Genomic DNA, 2138 nt, shown 5'->3' with positions numbered 1-2138 from the left:
GGAGTCCTCGCCGCCCACGGCGCAGGTCCCGAGACCTTCGTCGCCGTCGCCCTCCCGCGCTCGGCCGAACTCGTCGTGGCGCTGCTGGCCGTACTCAAGTCCGGCGCCGCATACGTGCCAGTGGACCCGGACTACCCGGCGGACCGCATCGCGTTCATGCTCTCCGACACCAACCCGGTCCTCGTCCTCACCGACCAGCCCACCACACAAGACCGCGCCCTCTCCCTCACCGACCTCGAAACAGCCGCCGCCACCACGGCTCCCATCTCAGGCGTCCAGCTCACGCCGGGGAACGCCGCCTACGTCATCTACACATCCGGCTCAACCGGACGCCCGAAGGGTGTCGTGGTTCCACACGGCAACGTGGTCCGCTTGTTCTCGTCCACGGAGCAGTGGTTCGGGTTCGACCACACTGATGTGTGGACGCTGTTCCACTCGTACGCCTTCGACTTCTCCGTCTGGGAGTTGTGGGGTGCGCTGTTGGCTGGCGGACGACTGGTTGTCGTTCCGCGTGAGGTGAGCCGTTCACCGCGCGACTTCGTGAGTCTCCTGGCTCGTGAGCAGGTCACCGTCCTCAACCAGACGCCGTCCGCCTTCTATCAGTTGGTGCGGGCTGACGCCGAGGTCTCCGACGAGTTGTCGTTGCGGTACGTCGTCTTCGGCGGCGAAGCACTCGAACTACGGCGGCTCACGGACTGGTATGCGCGGCACGCGGACGATGCACCGCGGCTGGTGAACATGTACGGCATCACCGAAACCACGGTCCACGTCACCTACCGCACCCTCGACCGCAATGTGGTGGAGGAGGCCACCGGCAGCCTGATTGGCGAACCCATCCCCGACCTGCGTACCTACGTCCTCGACAACCACCTCAAGCTCGTGCCCACCAACGTCGCCGGCGAACTGTACGTAGCCGGTGCCGGACTGGCGCGCGGCTACCTCGGGCGGCCTGACCTGTCCTCCCAGCGCTTCGTGGCCGACCCCTACGGCACCGCCGGATCACGCATGTACCGCACCGGAGACGTCGTACGACGCAACCACGACGGGGAACTCGAATACGTCGGACGCTCCGACAGCCAGGTCAAGATCCGCGGCTTCCGCATCGAACTCGGCGAAATCGAAAACGCCCTAGAAGCGCACGGCGACATCGCCCAGGCCGCCGTCACCGTCCGCGAAGACACCCCCGGCGACAAACGCCTCATCGGCTACGTCATCCCCACCGAGCGAGCCCAGGTCGATGCCGCCGCACTGCGCACGTACATCGGCACACGACTCCCGGAGTACATGGTCCCCTCGGCTCTCGTCGTGCTCGACGCGCTGCCGCTGACCGTCAACGGCAAACTCGACACCAAGGCCCTGCCGGCTCCCGACTACGCCACCACCACCGAAGGCCGCGCACCCCGCACCCACGTCGAACGCGAACTCGCCACGGCCTTCGCCGACGTCCTCGACGTACCCGACATCACCATCGACGACAACTTCTTCGACCTGGGTGGGCACTCGCTGCTGGCCACGCGTCTCGTGGCTCGTGTGCGTGCCGCCCTCGGGGTGGAGCTGTCGGTGCGTGCGCTGTTCGAGGCGCCGACCGTCGCCGGACTCGCCGAGCGCTGCGGTGACGCCACGGCCGGGACGCAGGAGGCCCTGGTGCCGATGGAGCGCCCGGAGGCGGTCCCGCTGTCCTTCGCGCAGCGCCGGCTGTGGTTCCTCAACCGGCTGGAAGGCCCCAGCGCCACCTACAATCTCCCCCTCGCCGTCCGCCTCCACGGCACCCTCGACCACACCGCCCTCCACGACGCCATCAACGACGTCGTCACCCGGCACGAGAGCCTGCGCACCGTCTTCCCCGAGGTGGACGGTCTGCCCCGACAGCACGTACTCGACGCCGGACGGGTCACCGTCGACTTCGACGTCGTCGACGTCGCAGCGGACGATCTGCGACAGGCCGTCGAGGACGAGGCCGGCCGGCCGTTCGACCTGACCGTGCCCGACGGACCGGCGGCGGACGTTCAGCTTCCGTTCCGTGCGCGCGTCCTGGTGGCCGGTGCCGATGACGCGGTGCTGCTGCTGGTGCTGCACCACATCGTCGGCGACGGGTGGTCGCTCACCCCGCTGGCCAACGACCTGGCAACGGCCTACAC

Annotated in this window: 1 protein-coding gene; it reads left to right on the top strand. The window is 68.3% G+C overall.

The annotated features are described in order from the left end of the window. Window positions 1-2138, top strand: a 2138-nt coding sequence (locus AB0E05_RS36365) for an amino acid adenylation domain-containing protein (RefSeq protein WP_361971890.1), incomplete at both ends; no start/stop codon positions are given.

The sequence above is a fragment of the Streptomyces sp. NPDC048057 genome (assembly GCF_040653095.1).
Classification (GTDB): Bacteria; Actinomycetota; Actinomycetes; order Streptomycetales; family Streptomycetaceae; genus Streptomyces.
This window is presented reverse-complemented; position numbering and strand designations above follow the sequence as displayed.